General features: G+C 70.2%; 13 protein-coding genes. 8 read left to right on the top strand and 5 right to left on the bottom strand.

Features of this window, described 5'->3' with window-relative positions; all coding sequences use genetic code 11:
• Nucleotides 1–75 precede the first annotated feature (75 nt).
• Nucleotides 76–1,806, top strand: a complete 1,731-nt coding sequence (locus ACY34J_RS05100; protein WP_462725270.1) for an ABC-ATPase domain-containing protein — start codon at nt 76–78, stop codon at nt 1,804–1,806.
• A gap of 41 nt (nt 1,807–1,847) precedes the next feature.
• Here the strand turns inward: ACY34J_RS05100 and ACY34J_RS05095 are convergent, their stop codons facing one another.
• The 4 genes from ACY34J_RS05095 to ACY34J_RS05080 form a co-directional block, all read right to left on the bottom strand.
• Nucleotides 1,848–3,917 carry a SpoIIE family protein phosphatase gene (locus tag ACY34J_RS05095; RefSeq protein WP_462725269.1) on the bottom strand — a complete coding sequence of 690 codons (2,070 nt, stop codon included), beginning with the start codon at nt 3,915–3,917 and terminating at the stop codon, nt 1,848–1,850.
• A gap of 219 nt (nt 3,918–4,136) precedes the next feature.
• The gene (locus ACY34J_RS05090; RefSeq protein WP_462725268.1) at nt 4,137–5,099 is read right to left on the bottom strand and encodes an SCO0930 family lipoprotein; all 963 of its coding nucleotides are present in this window, start codon (nt 5,097–5,099) and stop codon (nt 4,137–4,139) included.
• A gap of 151 nt (nt 5,100–5,250) precedes the next feature.
• Nucleotides 5,251–6,039, bottom strand: a complete 789-nt coding sequence (locus ACY34J_RS05085) for an alpha/beta fold hydrolase (protein ID WP_462725267.1) — start codon at nt 6,037–6,039, stop codon at nt 5,251–5,253.
• A gap of 175 nt (nt 6,040–6,214) precedes the next feature.
• Complete coding sequence (locus ACY34J_RS05080; protein ID WP_462725345.1) at nt 6,215–6,778, bottom strand: TIGR03086 family metal-binding protein; 564 nt, start codon at nt 6,776–6,778, stop codon at nt 6,215–6,217.
• A gap of 501 nt (nt 6,779–7,279) precedes the next feature.
• On the opposite strand from ACY34J_RS05080, the gene ACY34J_RS05075 reads away from it, so the two are divergent.
• The 7 genes from ACY34J_RS05075 to ACY34J_RS05045 all read left to right on the top strand — a co-directional run bounded on the left by ACY34J_RS05075 (nt 7,280) and on the right by ACY34J_RS05045 (nt 13,387).
• Complete coding sequence (locus tag ACY34J_RS05075) at nt 7,280–7,531, top strand: SCO4226 family nickel-binding protein (RefSeq protein ID WP_462725266.1); 252 nt, start codon at nt 7,280–7,282, stop codon at nt 7,529–7,531.
• A gap of 100 nt (nt 7,532–7,631) precedes the next feature.
• Nucleotides 7,632–8,258 (top strand): amino acid permease, encoded by a 627-nt coding sequence (locus tag ACY34J_RS05070; RefSeq protein ID WP_462725265.1) that lies wholly within the window; start codon nt 7,632–7,634, stop codon nt 8,256–8,258.
• Nucleotides 8,255–8,581, top strand: a complete 327-nt coding sequence (locus ACY34J_RS05065; RefSeq protein ID WP_462725264.1) for a hypothetical protein — start codon at nt 8,255–8,257, stop codon at nt 8,579–8,581. The genes ACY34J_RS05070 and ACY34J_RS05065 overlap by 4 nt, the downstream gene beginning before the upstream one ends.
• A 306-nt stretch (nt 8,582–8,887) precedes the next feature.
• On the top strand, nt 8,888–10,300 hold the full coding sequence (locus ACY34J_RS05060) for an APC family permease (RefSeq protein WP_462725263.1): 1,413 nt from the start codon (nt 8,888–8,890) through the stop codon (nt 10,298–10,300).
• A 104-nt stretch (nt 10,301–10,404) separates the two neighbouring features.
• Nucleotides 10,405–11,190, top strand: coding sequence for a (Fe-S)-binding protein (locus ACY34J_RS05055; protein WP_462725262.1), 786 nt, complete (start codon nt 10,405–10,407; stop codon nt 11,188–11,190).
• Nucleotides 11,187–12,737 (top strand): lactate utilization protein B, encoded by a 1,551-nt coding sequence (locus ACY34J_RS05050; protein ID WP_462725261.1) that lies wholly within the window; start codon nt 11,187–11,189, stop codon nt 12,735–12,737. Before ACY34J_RS05055 ends, ACY34J_RS05050 begins: the two co-directional genes overlap by 4 nt.
• Nucleotides 12,734–13,387: a LutC/YkgG family protein gene (locus ACY34J_RS05045; protein WP_462725260.1), complete on the top strand. Its 654-nt coding sequence runs from the start codon at nt 12,734–12,736 to the stop codon at nt 13,385–13,387. Before ACY34J_RS05050 ends, ACY34J_RS05045 begins: the two co-directional genes overlap by 4 nt.
• On the opposite strand, the gene ACY34J_RS05040 is transcribed toward ACY34J_RS05045, so the two are convergent.
• A complete protein-coding gene (locus ACY34J_RS05040; RefSeq protein ID WP_462725259.1) occupies nt 13,377–15,191 on the bottom strand; it encodes an ABC transporter ATP-binding protein in 1,815 nt (604 codons plus the stop codon). The two genes, ACY34J_RS05045 and ACY34J_RS05040, sit on opposite strands and share 11 nt — an antisense overlap.
• Between the last annotated feature and the right edge of the window lie 22 nt (nt 15,192–15,213).

The raw sequence follows: 15,213 nt of genomic DNA, 5'->3' as shown, positions 1-15,213 counted from the left end.
GCAATCCATGGCGATCCCTGGCCAGTTCCTGGCGCATGACCGACCAATCCCGAACACGACGAAAGGCCGGCACGCATGCAGCGCCCAGTAAGCCGTCCACGCTCCGGTCCCCCGGCACGCGGCATCCGTCACGGACTGGCCGAGGAGCTGCGCCGGATGGACGGCGCCCCGTATGGCCGGTACAAGTCGCTGCTCGGCACCTGGCAACTGCCCGGCTTCACCCTGGAGGTCGTACGCGGACAGGTCGACCCCTTCGCCCCGCCCGCCCGGGTCGCCGTGCACGTCCCCGCCGAACGCGCCGGATTTCCAGCCGCGTTGCGCAACACGCCGGTGCGCCGCCGGGCACTGGCCGGATATCTCGCCCGCCAGGCCGCGCAGGCCGCCGCTCGCAGTCCCGTGCGCATCGACGGCGGCAGACAGGAGGTACTGGAGCGCAGTTCCTGCCGGATCGAGGACGAGTCGGGTGAGCCTGGCGCGGTGACGGTCCGTATGGGCGTGGAGCTGCCCGGGCGGGGGCGGCGGATCGACGGCCTGGCCGCCGAGGACATCCTGTGCCGGCTGCTGCCGGAAATCGTCGAGGAGGCCCTGCGGTACGAGGCGCTGGACGCGGACGCGGTGCGGCGGTTCGTCGACACGGTGGAGGACTCCGACGCCCTGCGGCGAGCACTGGAGCCATTGGGGCTGGTGGCGTTCGTCGCCGACGGGGCGGTGCTGCCGCGCCGAAGTGGCGTGGACGACCGCCCGCTGACCGGGAGCGGCGTCGTACGGTTCGCATCCCCTGAGTCCTTCCGGGTGGCGGTGGACCTGCCGAACGCGGGCCGGGTGACCGGCATGGGTGTGCCGGAGGGCGTCATGCTGATCGTCGGCGGCGGTTTCCACGGCAAGTCGACGCTGCTGCGGGCGCTGGAGGCCGGGATCTGGGACCACGTGCCGGACGACGGGCGCGAGCTGGTCGTCTCCCGCGCCGACACGGTCAAGATCCGCGCCGAGGACGGGCGCCGGGTCGAGAGGGTGGATGTGCACGCCTTCGTCAGCCATCTGCCCAGCGGCGCCGACACCGACGACTTCTCCACCGACAACGCCTCCGGGTCGACGTCACAGGCCGCCTCGCTGGTGGAGGCGCTAGAGGCGGGCGCGCGGACCCTGCTGATCGACGAGGACACCGCGGCCACGAACCTGATGATCCGTGATGCCCGGATGCAGGCGTTGGTGGCCAAGGACCGGGAGCCGCTCACTCCGTTCGTCGACCTGGTCCGCTCCCTGCACCGGGACCACGGGGTGTCCACGGTCCTGGTCATGGGCGGCTCGGGCGACTACATCGACGTGGCCGACCGGGTGTTGATGATGGATGCCTACCGGCCGTCCGATGTCACCGAGCGGGCGCGGGAGCTGGCGAAGATTCCGACGGGACGGCACCCCGAGGCGGACGCCTTCCCGGCCGTCACCCACCGCCGCCCCGACCCGTCGTCCGTGGACTCCACCGTGCGGGGCCGTACGCGCATCCGGCCCCGGGGCACCGACGGGCTCTCCTTCGGCGGGGAGCACGTGGATCTGCGGGCCGTGGAGCAGATCACCGACGTGGGTCAGGTGGCGGGCATGGGGTTCGCCCTGGAGCTGCTGGTGCGCCGCCGCCACCTCGACGGCCGGCGGACACTGGCCCAGGCGCTGGATCTGCTGGACCGCGACCTCGCGGCCCGCGGTGTCCAGGAGCTGATGACGGTGTTCGACGACGACTGTGCGGTGCCGCGGCGGCATGAGGTCGCGGCGGCGCTCAACCGGATGCGGAGCCTGCGCGTGATCCGCTGACCGGGCCGCGCCTGGGGGCTCACCCCTGGAGGACTGGGGGCTCACCCCTGGAGGGCGAACTCACTCCATACGCTCTTGCCGGTCCCCCGGGACTCCACGCCCCAGACATCGGCGATCCGGTCCACCAGCAGCAGTCCGCGCCCCGAGACGCCCAGCTCACCGGGCTCCCGGCGGCGGGGCCAGCTGCTGGACATGTCGGCCACCTCCACCCGCACCCTCCCCTCGGGCCCGGGCAGCATCCGGACGGTGACCACGGCGCCGCCGTCGGTGTGCAGCAGGGCATTGGTGATCAGCTCGTCGGCGATCAGCTCCACCTCGTCGGCGCGGCCCCGTGCACCCCAGGTACGCACGGCTTCGCCGATCATGTGGCGGGCGGCGGCCAGGCCCTCCGGGTCGGCCGGGGCGATGTGCTGGTGCAGCCGTCGGCCCAGCTCGGGGACGGGGGTGCCCTCCCGGCACAGGAGCAGCAGGGCCATGTCGTCGCCGCCGGTGCACTCCATCATCACCGCGCACACATGGTCGGCAAGCGCCTCGACGCGGTGCGGCCCGCGCTGTATCGCGTCGGTCAGCAGCCGCACTCCGTCGTCGAGGTCCTCGCCGGGCTGCTCGACCAGGCCGTCCGTGAACATGATCAAGGTCTCTCCCGGGTCGAGCTCGACCCGGGTCACGGGATAGTCGGTGCGGCCGAAGACGGCGGACAGGCCGAGCGGCAGTCCGCCGACCACCGGCACCGTGCGACAGCTGCCGTCCGCGTGCCGCAGCAGGGGGTCCATATGGCCCGCCCGGACGAGCTGCAGCGTCCCGGTTCTGGGGTCCGCTTCGGCATAGCAGCAGGTGGCGAAGCGTTCGGTGTCCAGCTCATGCAGGAAGTGGGAAGCCCGCGCCATGACGGTGGCCGGCGAGTGGCCCTCGGATGCGTATGCGCGCAGCGCGATGCGCAGCTGACCCATGACGGCGGCAGCGTGCGTGTCGTGACCCTGTACGTCACCGATGACAGCCCCCACCCGGCCGCCCGGCACGGGTATCACGTCGTACCAGTCGCCGCCGATGTCCCTGCCGACGCGACGCGCCGAGCGGTAGCGGACGGCGGCCTGGGTGCCGGCGACAGAAGGGATGCTGCGCGGCAGCATCGCCGTCTGCAGGCCCTCGGCGATGTCGTGCTCCTGGTCGAAGAGCATCGCGCGCTGCAGGCTCTGCGCGATGCCACTGCTCAGCGCGATGAGCAGATTGCGCTCCTCGGGAGAGAAGGAGTGCTTGTTCCGGTAGAGGAACCCGATGGCGCCAAGGGGGCGGGCCTGGGCGATCAACGGCACATACGCGGCGGCGGACACGTCCAGTGGCTCGATATAGGGCCACAGCCCCGGGTAGGCCGCGGCGAACTCTTGCGGCGAGGTGATCAGGCGGGGGCTGAGGGTGCGCACCACGTCGCTCATGGGGAAGGCGTCATCGACCCTGGTGTACGCCAGTTCGGGCACCCAGGTGTCCGTCTGCTGCTCGGCGACGATGTGGATCCGTCCGTTCTCCAGCAGGCCCAGCACCAGGCTGGCGACACCGAGGCGCCCCAGGCCCTGGCTGTCGCTGAGCACACCGAGGACGTCCTGCACGCTGATGGCGCGCGCCAGCGCGGCCGTGGTCTCCTCGATGACGCTGGTCTGGCGGCGGCGCTCCTCGTCCATCGCCATGCGTTCCGTGGAGTGCGTCAGCTCCTCGGTGGCGTCCCGGAGGATGCCCAGGATGCGGTGCGGGCGGCCTTGGGCGTCGCGCTGGATATGGCCCTGGGTATGGGCCCAGCGCAGGGAGTCGTCGCGGCAGCGGACGCGGAAGTACGCGCCATAGGTGGTACTGCCGTCCTTGAGCGCCTGCGCGACTACGGCGTCCAGGCGCTCGCCCTCGCCCGCCGGCACCCGGCCGCCGAGAGTGGCCGGGTCTCCGTCGTACTCCTCCGGGCGGAGATCGAAGATCGCCAGGGCCGATGCGTTCATGTGCATGCGCCGACCGTCCAGGTCCCAGTCGAAGCTGCCCATGCGATTGAGCGCGAGGCTGGTCTCCGCCCCGATGGGCCAGTCGTTCGGCGGGGCGGCGGTGGACGGGGCTGTTCCGCGATCAACCATGTCGGCCTCCACAAACGGAGGACCGCGCTGGGCGGTGCCGTGGCTTGCTTCGCACTCAGCGCCACTCTGTCATCTTTTGCTGTGTTTTTCGAAAGTTCTGCGGTGGTGGAGGTGTACGGCGGAGGGCCGACAACTGGGGGGAGTCCCTCCCCACCGCTGGCGGGCCCCACCCGGCGGGGGTGACCGGGTGGGGAGAGTACCGGCCCTGCGCCGCGCCGGTCAGCTCGCGGGGGTCTCGATCTTCTTGCCCTCCGGCGAAACGACCCACCAGGTGCCGCCCACGCCTTGCCCATTGGTGTCGCCGGGGCTCTTGTCGCCCTTGAACGTGTACAGCAGCCAGCAGTTGATGGCCAGCTGCTTGGTGCCGTCGGGCCGGGTGAAGGTGGTCAGCTTGCCCTTGACGCCCTCGACCTTGGACGCGTCCACCGGCTTGACCGGCGTCCACTTGTCCAGGCACGCGCCGACGCACGCGGTCTTCATCGGCCACGCGGAGTCCTTGTCGAAGCGGTAGACCGTACGGCCCTGGCCGTCCTGGAGGATCTTGCCGAACGTGGGGTTGTCGACCGCGGACAGCTCAGGCTGGCCGGCGGCTCCCGCTCCGGCGTCCGCCGACGCCTTCTTGCCGTCGGGCGCCGAGGCGAACCAGGTTCCGCCCACGCCCTCGCCCTTGGTCTGCCACGGCTTGGTGTCCTTGATGTAGCGGTACATCGGCCAGCCGGCCACCGTCAGCTGCTTGGTGCCGTCGGCGCGGGTGACCTCCCCCAGCAGCGAGGCGTCGATCCCCGCCACGGACGACACATCGGCGGCGGGCACCGGCGGCCACGTCGTGGCGCAGGCGCCCTCGCAGGCACTCTTCGGAGGCTTGGGGCTGTCCTTGTCGAACCGGTAGAGCGTGAAGCCTTCGCTGTCGGCCAGGACGGAGCCGAGCTTCTTGTCGTCGCTGATCATCAACTGCCCCGCGGGCTTGCCGGACTCCCCGGCCTTCTTCGCCGCGCCGCCGTTCGCGTTGCCGTTCGCGTTGCCGCCTGAGCCGTACGCGTCGTTCTTCGGGTAGGCGGCGTTCGCCTGTCCAGCCGGCTGGACCGCGGCGGCCTGCGAGTCACTCTTCTCCGCACCACACCCCGTCGTCAGCATGATCGCCGCAGCCGTCACCGCGAGCGAGGCGCTCTGCCACTTCCTCATGTCCACTCCTGCAGTCCGCTTCTCGTCCGGCGCGGGTGTGCGCCACTGACGGGTCTATGTACGGACCGGAGTGGGCCGTGCACTCAACAAGAGGGGCAGAAAATTCGGCACTTCCCTTGGCCGACCGGCCGGATTGCCTACTGACAGACCGTCAACGCAGCTCAGACACCGGGGCGGGCGCCCGCAGGAAGTCCTCCACCACCCGGACGAGTTCCAGTGGGGTCTCATCGGCCGGGTAGTGACCGGCACACGGCAGCTCGACGAGGTCGGCACACGGGTACCAGCGCAGCCACGTCTTCCGCATGACATCCGCCGACAGCGTCGGGTCGTGTGCGCCCACAACGACGCGGACCGGCACCGGGGATCCCGCGATCTCGTCGTGGAAGTCCTCGCGAGCCCAGGAGTCCAGCCACGCCCGGAAGGCCTTCGCGTCGCTGTGCTCGACCGAGTGACGGACCATCAGGTCAAGCCAGGCGGCCGGATGGCGGCTGCCGGTGGTCCGGTCGATGATCAGGCGCCGGTTCTCCGGACGCTCCGCGGCGGAGGCGAACAGGTCCCACTGCTCCCCGTCCAAGGGCACACCGCACGCCGGCACGGGCGCGATCCCCACCAGCCGCCGCACCCGGTGCGGCGCGGCGGCGAGGACCCGCTGCACCACGGCGCCGCCCATGGAGTGCCCGACGAGGGAGAAATCCTGCCAGCCGAGGCGGTCGGCGAGCGCGATCAGGTCCCGGCCCGCCTCGTCGGTGCTGTACGCGCCCTGGGTGTCCCGCGCCTCCCCGTACCCCCGCAGATCCGGAATGGCGTAGGTGAAGGCTCCTCGGTCCACGTGCGGCAGCACGGCGGCGTACGCGGCGCGGTCGGCGAACCAGCCGTGTACGGCTATGACCTTGTGCGGACCGGTGCCGATGAGTTGGTGGGGCGGTACAACGGGGCCCATGCTGCCTCCGGTCCGGTGCGGGGTGAGGGTGGAACGCGCACGTACGGGACAACAGTGGCCTCAAGTCGCCTGTCCGGCAAGCCTGTAGAAGCGTTTCGGAACGGTTCAGAGCGCACCGTAGGGAAGGCCCGGCCCCACCCGGCCGGGCCGTAGGGCCGCCCGGGTGGGGCGGGAGTCATGGCCGGCGGCCCATGAGTGCGACCAGCTTGTCCTGCAGGGGCGCGGAGTCCGGGACGGGCACGGGCGGTGCGAAGACTCCCGCGCCCTGCCAGCTGTCCACCTGGGGTTCGACATACGCGTAGATCTCGGCGACCAGCTCCTCGTCCAGCGTGTCGTCGTCCTTGATGCCGCGGGCCAGGTCCCAGGCGTGGACGGTGAGATCGGAGGTCATCTGCCATCCGTACTCGGTCGCGGGAAGGAGGCCGATGCTGGTGTGGACTTCCCCGTCGAGGGCGCCTGGGCGATGGAAGGCCGTATGTGACTCGGCCGAGGCGCGCTCCCAGGCTCTGGCGGGCTCGGTGCCGAGCACATCGCCGTCGAAGCGGTCGCCGACCTCCTCCAGCGCGGCGCCGCGCAGCAGCAGCGGAGCCCACAGATGCTCGGCGACCAGATGATTGACCAAGTCGTACACCGACCACTCGGTGCACGGTGTGGCACCGTCCCACTGCTCCTCCGCCACCCGGTGCACTCGGCGGTCGAACTCTTCGCGTGCCGTGTCGAAGGCGTCGAGCAGTTCCATTGCGATCACCTCCTGATCATTGCCGCACGCCGGCCGGCCCGGGCTGGGGCTCCGGGTCGGGGCCCGGCGTCGGCGGCCGTTCCGGACCGGGTCCGGGCTGGGGCTCGGGCACCGGCTGCGGATGGTTGGGGCCGGGGGGAACCGGCGGGATCGGTTCGGGGCTCGGGGGCACGGGCCCCGGGCCGGGCGGAGGGACGGGTGAGGGCGGTACGGGAGGCTCGGTCATCGCAGTTCTCCATGACGACGGTCATCACGCGTCGGCTCCCGCCGAAGACGACGCACGAATGGGTACCCCGTCGCTGGGGCTTCAGACCTCTGCCTGCCGGTTTTCGTACGCCAGTTCCACCGCAGGCGCCGGCCACCCGCGACCGTGACTTTCGCCGCCTGCTCCCGCCGCCGTCCGCGCCCGGCCACAAGGCCTGGGCGGCCCGGGAGCCTCCGGAGGCGGTCTGCCTACGGCGAGCGCAGCATGGACGTAGGCGGTGGGAGGAGGGCTGAGCGATGGCCAAGTTCATGGACGTCCACCACGGCATGCAGGGGATCACGGCCACCCAGCTGGCACAGGCGCACAAGGCCGACCGAGCCCTGGAGGCCGAGGAGGGCGTGCACTTCGAGCGGTCATGGGCGGATCCCGAGGCGGGCATCGTGTACTGCCTCTCCGAAGCCCCGTCGAAGGAAGCGGTCCAGCGCGTTCATGAACGGGCCGGGCATCCCGCCGACGAGATCCACCCGGTGCCGCTCATGGTCTTCTGACGGCTTCCGCGACAGCGACGGAAACCGCCCGCGGGCCCCGGCGGTTTGCACCGCGGGGCACACCCAGCGGCAGTACGTTGCCGCGCTGTTCACGGGCACGGTGCTGGTGTATGGCATCCGGCACGGCTTCGCCGGTCTGGAGCATGCCGGCTACAGCCCGAGTGCCGCGGGCTTCCTGGCCCTGGTCCCGGTGCTGCTGTTCGCCTACGTGGGCTTCGAGGCTCCCAACGCGGCCGCCGACGAGATGCTCGATCCGCAGCGGGACGTGCCCGTCGCCATCGGCTCCGCCGCAGTCATCGCCGCCTGCTGCTACCTGGCTCCCGTCCTCGCCATCCTCACCGTGGCTCCCGCCGGCAAGGTCACCGGCATCGGCGGCTTCATGGACGCGGTCGCGCTGGTCTTCGGCATGTACGGGAACTGGGGCGGTCCGCTGCTCACCGCGGTCGCCGTGCTGTTCGCCTTCGCCCTGCTCACCCAGGGCAGCGCGTGGATGATCGTGGCCGACCGTATGCAGGCCATGGTGGCCGCCGACGACGGGTTCTTCAGCCACCGTCTCGGCGCCTTCCATCCGCGCCTGGGCACCCCGGTCCGGATGAACCTGGTGTCCGGCATCACCGCGACGGTCTTCGTGGTCGCCGCGATGAGGCTGGTGAAGGGGGACAGCGGTGCGCTCTTCGGCATCGTCCTCACGGTCGCGATCACCACGCTGCTGCTGTCGTACTGGTGATCATTCCGGCGCTGGTCGCACTGCGCGTACGCCGTCCCGAGGTGCACCGGCCGTACCGGGTGCCGGGCGGCACCCGGGGCGTCTGGGTCTGCGGGTTCCTGGTGTACGCCTGGATCATCCTCGGCTCCTGGGATGCGCTGTTCCCCGGAACCCTGGAGCCACTGTTCGGCACCCCGTACCACTTCGTGGACACCTGGGGCGTCTCGCGGGCCGTCTTCGAGACATTCACCCTCGGCACGGTGCTGCTTCTGTTGGCTGTCGCCGCAGTCGGCTACGCCGTGGCCGAGCATCGGCACAGCGCTGCTCCGAACCGCAGTAACTAATAGAGATTCCACTCGTAGGTTTTCCTTCGAAGGCTCAGCCCTTGATTTACCTTTCTTTCCATATCCCTCGACCTCGAGTCGAGGGATACGAAATAGCCACCTCATGGGCCATCAGAAAGACCAGAAGGGCATTGAGAGTGGTCTTGCGCAACGGATTTCGTTGAAGTGAGCCCTTGACGCCACACATCGTCAGGAGTTTTTATTCGCTGACCGGAACTGCGGTTCCGGTTTTCGTACCGCACCGCTGTGCGGTGTTCCTCCGGAGGCGATACCGCTCCCCCGTCCAGCACGATCGGAATCACCTGCATGACCGACAAGCTCGACCAGGCCGCCCCGCCCCAGCTGAAGCGCTCCATCGGCGTCGTGGGCGGGACCCTGCTGACCCTGTCCTGTCTGACTCCGGCGTCCTCCCTCTTTGTGATCGTGCCGGACTCCTTCGGCACGCTGGGCACCGGAACGGCGCTCACCATCACCATCGCCGCGCTGCTGTGCATCGGCGTGGCGTTCACCTACTCCGAACTCGGCACGCTGATACCGAGCTCCGGCGGTGAGTACGCCATGGTCGGCACGCTCATGGGCCGGCTCGCGGGCTGGCTCGTCTTCATCCTCTCGCTGATCGTTGTCATGATCGTGCCGCCGATCATCGCGCTCGGCACGGCCGACTATCTGGCGCCGATCGTGCACCTCGATCCCCAGGTCACGGCCGCCGCGGTCATGCTGCTGGCCACCGCCATGGGCCTGCTGGACCTGCGCGCCAACGCCTGGATCACCGGCATCTTCCTGGTCCTGGAGGTCGTGGCCTCCGCGATCGTCGCCTTCCTGGGCTTCTCGCACACCAACCGGTCCGCCTCGGTGCTGGTGCACCCCGTGATGGACGCCGGACACGGCCACACCACCGTGGTCACCGCCGGACTGATCGTCACCGGCCTCGCCACGGCACTGTTCATCCTGCAGGGCTTCTCCACCGCCGTGTATCTCGCTGAGGAGATGGAGAACCCGCGCCGCACCGTCTCCCGCACCGTGCTGTGGACGCTCGCCATCGGCTTCGCCGTCGTCATCATCCCGGTGGTCGCGATCACCCTGGGCGCGCCGGATCTGCAGACGCTCACCGGCGGTGACATCGCCGGCATGGTCCAGGCCTGGAGCAACTCGGCCGTCGGCGCCTTCATCAGCCTGTGCATCGCGCTGGCGATCATCAACGCCGCGATCGTCATGGTGATCCAGAACTCCCGCGTCGTATTCGCCTCGGCCCGCGACGCTGCCTGGCCGAACCCGGTCAACCGAGCCTTCTCCCGGCTCGGCAAGCGCTTCGGCTCGCCGTGGATCGCCACCCTGGTGGTGGGTGTACCCGGCGCGGTGCTGTGCTTCGTCAACCTGGACACGCTGAGCGAGGTCACCGGTGTGGCCGTGGCCGCGATGTACGGGTTCGTCGCGCTCGGCGCCCTCGCCTCGCGGCGCGGTGCGTTCAAGCAGCGGGCGGCGTGGCGTATGCCGCTGTGGCCCGCCGTCCCGGCGCTCCTGACGCTCGTGCTGGTGTGGGTGCTCGCTCAGCAGAGCGTGACGAGCCTGGCCATCACCGGCGGCATCGTCGTCGCGGCCGCCGTGTACTGGGCGCTCTACCTGCGGCCGCGCCAGGACACGCACTGGGTGATCTCGGTCCCCGAGGAGCAGCAGGCCCCGGTCCAGGAGGAGCGGCACAACGAGCTGCAGCCCGCCTGATCCCGGCTCCGACACCCGTACCGGTACCCGGCGAGGTTGCCTCGCCGGGTACCGGCGTCTCTGCCACCTGCTACGCGTATCGTCGACGAGGATAAGGAGGAGCCGTGCGCGTAGCGTTGTTCGTCACCTGTGTCAACGACAGTTTGTATCCGCGTACCGGGCAGGCGACGGTCACGCTGCTGGAGCGACTGGGCGTCGAGGTCGACTTTCCGCAGGAGCAGAGCTGCTGCGGGCAGCCGCAGTTCAACACCGGGTACCGCCACGAGACCGAGCCGCTACTGCGCCGCTACGCCGCGGCCTTCCGCGACCACGACTACGTGGTGACGCCCTCGGGGTCGTGCGCAGCGATGGTGCGGGACAACTATCCGCGCATCGGCGCGAAGGCCGCGCGTGAGGGGCGGGGGAGCGACCTCGCCGAGGCGGCGAAGAGTGCTGCGGCGAAGACGTACGAGCTCACCGAGTTCCTGGTCGATGTGCTCAAAGTCAGCGACGTCGGCGCGTACTTCCCGCACACGGTCACCTACCACCCGACCTGCCACGGGCTGCGGGTGCTCGGCCTCGGGGAGCGGCCTCGGCGACTCCTGGAACAGGTCAACGGCATCCGGCTGGTGGAACTGCCCGGCGCCGGGGAGTGCTGCGGATTCGGCGGCACGTTCTGTATCAAGAACGCGGCGGTCTCGGCGGCGATGGGCGCGGACAAGGTCTGCAACATCAGCAGCACGGGCGCCGAGGCCGTGTGCGCGGTCGACAACTCGTGTCTGATGCACATCGGCGGCACGCTGTCCCGCCAGGGTTTCGGGATCCGTCCGATACACATCGCGGAAATCCTCGCCTCGACCGAAGAGTCCCCGTACTCCCTCTCCTCCCCCACCACGGCAGGCGCCCGATGAGCGGCACGTACCTCGGCATGCCCTCCCTCCCGTCATCCGACCGCCACCCCTCATCGAGCGCTGGCCCGCACCCCACTTTCGCGAAGGCCGCGGCCACCGCCACCCGGGACAGTCAGCTGCGGAGCAATCTGCGGCACGCCACGCACACCATCCGCGCCAAGCGCGCCGCGGCGGTCGCCGAGCTGGAGGACTGGGCAGCCCTGCGGGCGGCGGGGGCCGCCATCAAGGACCGGACACTGCGCCACCTGGACCATTACCTGGAGCAGCTGGAGGCGTCGGTCACGGCCGCGGGCGGGCATGTGCACTGGGCCGCGGACGCCGCCGAGGCCAACCGGATCGTCACTCGTCTGGTGCAGGCCACGGGTGAGAGTGAAGTCGTCAAGGTCAAATCGATGGCCACGCAGGAGATCGGGCTCAACCAGGCGCTGGCCGATGCCGGGATCCGGGCGTACGAGACCGATCTCGCCGAGCTCATCGTGCAGCTGGGAAACGATCTCCCCTCCCACATCCTGGTGCCGGCGATCCACCGCAACCGCTCGGAGATCCGCGACATCTTCCGGGAGCGCATGGCCGACTGGGGCCGCCCGGCACCCACGTCACTGTCGGACTCTCCGGCGGACCTCGCCGAAGCCGCCCGGCTGCATCTGCGGGAGAAGTTCCTTCATGCCAAGGTCGCTGTCTCCGGGGCCAACTTCATGGTCGCCGACACCGGCACCCTGGTGGTCGTGGAGTCGGAAGGCAACGGCCGGATGTGCCTGACCCTCCCCCAGACCCTCATCTCTGTCGTCGGCATCGAGAAGGTCATCCCTACCTGGCAGGACCTGGAGGTGTTCCTGCAGTTGCTGCCGCGCTCCTCCACCGCGGAGCGGATGAACCCCTACACCACCACCTGGACCGGCACCATCGACGGCGACGGGCCGCAAAGCTTCCACCTCGTCCTGCTCGACAACGGCCGCACCGACACCCTCGCCGACACGGTGGGCCGTCAAGCGCTGCGCTGCATCCGCTGCTCCGCCTGCCTGAATGTCTGCCCGGTCTATGAGCGGGCCGGCGGTCATGCCTACGGCTCGCCCTATCCCGGACCGATCGGCGCCATCCTCACCCCGCAGCTGCGGGGTACGGCGAGCGAGCTGGACGCCTCGCTGCCATACGCCTCGTCGCTGTGCGGCGCATGCTACGAGGTCTGCCCGGTGGCCATCGACATCCCCGAAGTGCTGGTGCACCTGCGCGAACGTGTCGTCGAGGGCGGCGAGGTGACGCTCCGCGGCACCCGGACCACGATCAAACCCGCCAAGGGTCATGCCGCCGAGCGGGCCGCCATGCGCGCCGCCCGCTGGGCTCTGGACCACCCCCGCGCTTTGCGCACCGGTCAGCGTCTCGCCGCCCGTGCTCGCGGGCTGCAACCCAGGCGTCTGCCCGGCCCGGGGCGTGCCTGGACCGACACCCGTGATCTGCCGCCTGTGCCCGCCGAATCCTTCCGCGACTGGTGGCAGCGCACCCGCGGCGACTCGGTGAGCAACGACAAGCGGAAGGGGAGTTCCACATGAGCAGCCGGGACGTGGTGCTGGGACGGATTCGCCGGGCGCTGGCCGATGTGCCGCGCGACGAACAGCCGCAGGACGTTCCTGTGGAGCGGGCCTGTCTCCGGGTTCACGGCGAGCGCACTGCAGAGGGGACGGTCGAGCTCCTTGCCGAGAATCTCGCCGACTATCGCGCGATCGTCCACCGTACGGATTCCACCGGCCTGCCGCCGCTGATCGCTCGCCTGCTGGCCGGCCGCAAGGCTCGTACGGTCCTGGTGCCGGAGGGGCTTCCTGGGGCCTGGACCGCTGAGGCCGCAGCGGCAGGTGTCGAACTGGTCCCGGACGCCGCTGAGTCGAGGGCCGCCGACCTCGACGCGGTGGACAGCGTGGTCACCGGCTGCGCGGTCGCCATCGCCGAGACCGGCACCGTCGTCCTGGACGCCGGCCCCGACCAGGGCCGCCGCCGTATCACCCTCATCCCCGACCACCACATCTGCGTGGTCCGGACCCCAGGTCAGGTCGTGGACTCCCTGCCGCAGGCCCTGGAACGCCTTGACCCGGCACGCCCGTTGACCTGGATCTCGGGTCCGTCCGCGACCAGCGACATCGAACTCGACCGGGTGGAAGGCGTCCACGGCCCGCGCACTCTTGAGGTCGTCCTGGTCACTGGCTGACCGTGGCGATCTCCGGGGTGATCTCGGCATCGCGGCGCACCAGGGCGGCGTACCGCCCGTCCCGTGCGAGCAGTTCCTCATGGGTCCCGCGCTCGGCTATGCGTCCGCCATCGAGGACGACGATCTGGTCGGCCGCGCGAATGGTTGAGAGCCGGTGGGCGATGGTGATGGTGGTGCGGCCGCGGGAGAGCGCGTCGATGGCCTGCTGCACGGCGTGCTCGGTCCGGGTGTCGAGGGCGCTGGTGGCCTCGTCGAGGATGAGGACCGGCGGATCGCGCAAGATGGTACGGGCGATCGCGAGGCGCTGTTTCTCGCCGCCGGAGAAGCGGTAGCCACGCTCGCCGACGAGGGTGTCGTAGCCGTCCGGCAGGCTCGCGATGAACTCGTGGATCTGCGCGGCCTTCGCGGCCTCCTCGAGCTCCTGGTCGGTGGCCTCCGGCTTGGCGAAGCGGAGGTTGTCGGCGACGGAGGCGTGGAAGAGATAGGTCTCCTGGGAGACGACGCCCACCGAGCGGGCGAGGGTGTCGAAGTCGAGGTCCCGTACGTCCACGCCGTCCAGCAGGACATGACCGCCGGTCACGTCGTACAGGCGCGGTACGAGATAGCCCAGCGTGCTCTTTCCGGCGCCGGTCGGGCCGACCACCGCGAGGCTGGTTCCGGCGGGGACGACCAGGTCGATGCCGTGGAGGGTCGGCGGGGCCTGCGGGTCGTAGGAGAAGGCGACGTCCTCGAAGCGCACATCACCTCTGACCTTGGCCAGCCGGGTGGGCTCTGCGGGCTCGGTGATGTTCACCGGAAGGTCGAGGTACTCGAAGATGCGCTGGAACAGCGCCAGGGATGTCTGGATCTGAACCCCGGTGGACAGCAGGCTCACGGTCGGCCGGAACAGGCCCTGCTGGAGGGAGACAAAGGCGACCAAGGTGCCGATGGAGACGGCCGGGCCGCCCAGTTGGAGCGCCAGCCCCGCGGCCCAGTAGATCACGGCGGGCATCGCGGCCATGACGATGCCGATGACGGACATCCGCCAGCGCCCGGCCATGTTGGACCGCACCTCCAGGTCGACCAGCCGCTCGGACTCGCCGGCGAAGCTGGTGGTCAGGGAATCGGCCCGGCCCATCGTGCGGCCGAGCAGGATCCCGCTGACGGACAGCGACTCGGTGACCATGGCGGCCATCGCGGCCATCTGCTTCTGCCGCTGCGAGGTGATCTTCTTGCGTTCGCGGCCGACCCGGCGGCCGATCCAGACGAAGAGCGGCAGCAGGAGCAGCGAGACGACGGTCAGCCGCCAGTCGAGGGCGAGCATCGCGACGACGGTGGCGACGACGCTGGTGAGGTTGGAGACCAGCGAGGTGGCGGTGGAGGTGACGGTGGCCTGCATGCCGCCGATGTCGTTGGCGATGCGGGACTGCACCTCGCCCGTGCGGGTGCGGGTGAAGAAGGCCAGCGGCATCCGCTGCAACCGCCCGTACACACCGGTGCGCAGGTCGTGCATGACGCGCTGGCCGACCGTGGTCGACAGCAGCGTCTGCAGGACGTTGAAGATGCTGCTCACAACCGCGGCGGCGATCATGCCGAGCGCGAGCAGGCTCAGCAGCCCCGTACGCCCCTGGGGGATGGCGGTGTCAAGCACCTCACGCAGCATGAACGGCGAGGCCACGGACACGAGCGAGGAGGCAGCGACGAGCAGCCCGACGAGGGCGAGGCGGCCGCTGTACGGGCGGAAGAGCCGCAGGATGCGGCGCAGTTGGGCGGGCTGCTCCGGATCTGCGGGCGGTGGGGTCCAGTCCGGTGCGTCGTGATGCATGGGCTCCTTCGGCGGGTGAGGC

The organism is Streptomyces sp. HSS9-12, from assembly GCF_054963655.1.
The sequence above is the reverse complement of the archived record's forward strand: the minus strand, read 5'-3'. Positions and strand labels throughout refer to the sequence as shown.

What these genes read in the sequence shown, in the direction of transcription:
- ACY34J_RS05100 (WP_462725270.1), top strand. Translation starts at nt 76, where the DNA reads ATGCAGCGCCCAGTAAGCCGTCCACGCTCCGGTCCCCCGGCACGCGGC.
- ACY34J_RS05095 (WP_462725269.1), bottom strand. Translation starts at nt 3,917, where the DNA reads ATGGTTGATCGCGGAACAGCCCCGTCCACCGCCGCCCCGCCGAACGAC.
- ACY34J_RS05090 (WP_462725268.1), bottom strand. Translation starts at nt 5,099, where the DNA reads ATGAGGAAGTGGCAGAGCGCCTCGCTCGCGGTGACGGCTGCGGCGATC.
- ACY34J_RS05085 (WP_462725267.1), bottom strand. Translation starts at nt 6,039, where the DNA reads ATGGGCCCCGTTGTACCGCCCCACCAACTCATCGGCACCGGTCCGCAC.
- ACY34J_RS05080 (WP_462725345.1), bottom strand. Translation starts at nt 6,778, where the DNA reads ATGGAACTGCTCGACGCCTTCGACACGGCACGCGAAGAGTTCGACCGC.
- ACY34J_RS05075 (WP_462725266.1), top strand. Translation starts at nt 7,280, where the DNA reads ATGGCCAAGTTCATGGACGTCCACCACGGCATGCAGGGGATCACGGCC.
- ACY34J_RS05060 (WP_462725263.1), top strand. Translation starts at nt 8,888, where the DNA reads ATGACCGACAAGCTCGACCAGGCCGCCCCGCCCCAGCTGAAGCGCTCC.
- ACY34J_RS05050 (WP_462725261.1), top strand. Translation starts at nt 11,187, where the DNA reads ATGAGCGGCACGTACCTCGGCATGCCCTCCCTCCCGTCATCCGACCGC.
- ACY34J_RS05045 (WP_462725260.1), top strand. Translation starts at nt 12,734, where the DNA reads ATGAGCAGCCGGGACGTGGTGCTGGGACGGATTCGCCGGGCGCTGGCC.
- ACY34J_RS05040 (WP_462725259.1), bottom strand. Translation starts at nt 15,191, where the DNA reads ATGCATCACGACGCACCGGACTGGACCCCACCGCCCGCAGATCCGGAG.